The following is a 3,398-nucleotide window of genomic DNA, read 5'->3' as shown; positions in this document are numbered from 1 at the left end:
TGGTTGCGGGAGTAGGATTTGAACCTACGACCTTCAGGTTATGAGCCTGACGAGCTACCGGGCTGCTCCATCCCGCGACACTAGGTTGGCCTATCGCTTTCGCTACTTGAGGCCGGGGTCGAATAAGTATTGTTATCGTTTAGAGAGAATTGGGATTTTTCTAGGTTTGGCGGTGACCTACTCTCCCGGGGCTTAAGCCCAAGTACCATTGGCGCGGCAGTGCTTAACTTCCGGGTTCGGGATGGGACCGGGTGTTTCACTTGCGCTATGACCACCAAACCGAGGAAAATCCCTCGGTCGACTTTCTTGCTTTGCAAGAAAGCGACTATGCGGCAGGCAGCATCTTTATCGCAGATAAAGGCGCGTTGCCGCACGGTAGTGTATCAATCAACACCGCAGCTATGTGCTGCGAAGTTATCCATGTTTAAGGTGTGTATGTTTTTGATTTGTCTTTCCATTACTGGATCAAATCAAGCCTATCGGGCGATTAGTACCGGTCAACTGAACGCATTACTGCGCTTACATCTCCGGCCTATTGACGTGGTGGTCTTCCACGGCCCTCAGGGAGACCTTGTTTTGAGGGGGGCTTCCCGCTTAGATGCCTTCAGCGGTTATCCTGTCCGATCATAGCTACCCTGCACTGCTGCTGGCGCAACAACAGGTCCACCAGTGGATCGTTCACCCCGGTCCTCTCGTACTAGGGGCAACTCCTCTCAAGTCTCCTACACCCACGGCAGATAGGGACCGAACTGTCTCACGACGTTCTAAACCCAGCTCACGTACCTCTTTAAACGGCGAACAGCCGTACCCTTGGGACCTGCTCCAGCCCCAGGATGAGATGAGCCGACATCGAGGTGCCAAACACTGCCGTCGATATGGACTCTTGGGCAGTATCAGCCTGTTATCCCCGGCGTACCTTTTATCCGTTGAGCGATGGCCCTTCCACTCGGGACCACCGGATCACTATGGCCGTCTTTCGACTCTGCTCGACTTGTCAGTCTCGCAGTCAGGCTGGCTTCTGCCATTGCACTCAACGAGCGATTTCCGACCGCTCTGAGCCAACCTTCGCGCGCCTCCGTTACGCTTTAGGAGGCGACCGCCCCAGTCAAACTACCCGCCACGCAGGGTCCCGGATCCGGATAACGGACCGCGGTTAGACATCAAGAGTGCGAAGGGTGGTATCTCAAGGGAGGCTCCACAAAGACTTGCGTCTCTGCTTCAAAGCCCACCACCTATCCTGCACATCACAATCCTGATGCCAGTGCGAAGCTGTAGTAAAGGTGCACGGGGTCTTTCCGTCTAACCGCGGGAAGCCTGCATCTTGACAGGCAATTCAATTTCGCTGAGTCGATGTTGGAGACAGCGGGGAAGTCGTTACGCCATTCGTGCAGGTCGGAACTTACCCGACAAGGAATTTCGCTACCTTAGGACCGTTATAGTTACGGCCGCCGTTTACCTGGGCTTCAATTCAAGGCTCTCACCTCTCCTTTTAACCTTCAGGCACCGGGCAGGCGTCAGACCCTATACGTCGTCTTGCGACTTCGCAGAGCCCTGTGTTTTTAATAAACAGTCGCCACCCCCTGGTTTGTGCCCCCAGCCCCTAGTTGCCTAGGAACCGGGCCTCCTTCTCGCGAACTTACGGAGGTATTTTGCCGAGTTCCTTCAACATCGTTCTCTCAAGCGCCTTGGTATTCTCTACCAGTCCACCTGTGTCGGTTTAGGGTACGGTCTTATAGGAGGGCTATTTCCAGGAACCTCTCAGCAGCCCATTCAATCCGATAAGGATGAACTACCTCTGAGATCCGTCACCACTCCACGGCCTAGGAATATTAACCTAGTTCCCATCGCCTACGCCTTTCGGCCTCGGCTTAGGGGCCGGCTTACCCTGCTCAGATTAGCTTTAAGCAGGAACCCTTGGACTTTCGGCGAGAGTGTCTCTCACACTCTTTGTCGCTACTCATGTCATCATTCTCACTAGTGATCTCTCCACCGGATCGCTCACGCGCCGGCTTCATCGAAAGCCTCTCTCCTCCAATACGCCCGAAGACGTGAAGGAGGAATGAGACTATGTCACACTACGCTCTGCTACCATGCCTTACGGCATCCTAAGCTTCGGCTCATGGCTTGAGCCCCGTTACATCTTCGCCGCAGGACAACTTATTTAGACCAGTGAGCTGTTACGCTATCTTTAAAGGATGGCTGCTTCTAAGCCAACCTCCTGGTTGTTTTGGTCGTCCCACCTGCTTTCCCACTTAGCCATGAATTGGGGGCCTTAGCTGTAGGTCAGGGTTGTTTCCCTCTCCACTACGGACGTTAGCATCCGCAGTGTGTCTGCCATCTAGTACTCCCGGGTATTCGGAGTTTGGTTAGGATCAGTAAGCCTGTGGGGCCCCATTACCCATCCAGTGCTCTACCCCCCGGGGTATTCGGATGACGCTCTACCTAAATAGATTTCGCAGAGAACCAGCTATCTCCGAGTTTGATTGGCCTTTCACCCCTAGGCACAGCTCATCCCGATCCTTTTCAACGGATGTGGGTTCGGTCCTCCAGTAAGTGTTACCTTACCTTCAACCTGGCCATGCCTAGATCACTCGGTTTCGGGTCTGATCCCACGAACTCATGCGCCCTATTAAGACTCGCTTTCGCTACGCCTACACCTAACGGCTTAAGCTTGCTCGTGAGACCAAGTCGATGACCCATTATACAAAAGGTACGCCGTCACCCCGCAAGGAGGCTCCGACTGATTGTAGGCGTTCGGTTTCAGGTACTGTTTCACTCCCCTCGTCGGGGTGCTTTTCACCTTTCCCTCACGGTACTGGTTCACTATCGGTCAGCAAGGAGTACTTAGCCTTCGAAGGTGGTCCTCCGATCTTCAGACAGAATTTCACGTGTTCCGCCCTACTTAATACGTCCCATTGAGCTTAGAATACGGGGCTGTCACCCGCTATGGCCATGCTTCCCAACATGTTCTTCTCACTCTCAAGGCTCGGCTGGTCCCCGTTCGCTCGCCGCTACTAGGGGAGTATCAATTGATTTCCTTTCCTCCGGGTACTTAGATGTTTCAGTTCCCCGGGTTTGCCTTTATAACCCTATGTATTCAGGTCATAAATACCTGGTTAAGCCCATTATTGACTGGCAAAGCCAACAATAACAAACTTTCAGGTGGGTTGCCCCATTCAGAAATCCATGGATCAAAGCTTATTCTCAGCTCCCCATGGCTTATCGCAGAGTATCACGTCTTTCATCGCCTCTTGCTGCCAAGGCATTCACCAAACGCCCTTCTCGCGCTTGATTTGATCCAGAAAAAGAAAGACTTGATACTTGTGCTACCGCCTATTCGGCTACTTGAGCACATGAACTCCTTCGGCCTGTCGGCCTGCAGAGTTCGATCAGATCAA

The 3,398-nt window shown here is 53.1% G+C and carries 1 tRNA gene and 2 rRNA genes; all 3 read right to left on the bottom strand.

From position 1 onward, the window contains the following. Positions 1 to 77 (bottom strand) — tRNA-Met (locus AC2FIP_RS20570). 87 nt (positions 78 to 164) lie between these two features. Continuing rightward, a 5S ribosomal RNA gene (gene rrf / locus AC2FIP_RS20565) occupies positions 165 to 279 on the bottom strand. A gap of 187 nt (positions 280 to 466) precedes the next feature. After that, positions 467 to 3,294: ribosomal RNA gene (locus AC2FIP_RS20560) — 23S ribosomal RNA — on the bottom strand. Positions 3,295 to 3,398: the final 104 nt, after the last annotated feature.

The sequence above is a fragment of the Ruegeria sp. CDSB114 genome, from assembly GCF_059611025.1.
The sequence above is the reverse complement of the archived record's forward strand: the minus strand, read 5'-3'. Positions and strand labels throughout refer to the sequence as shown.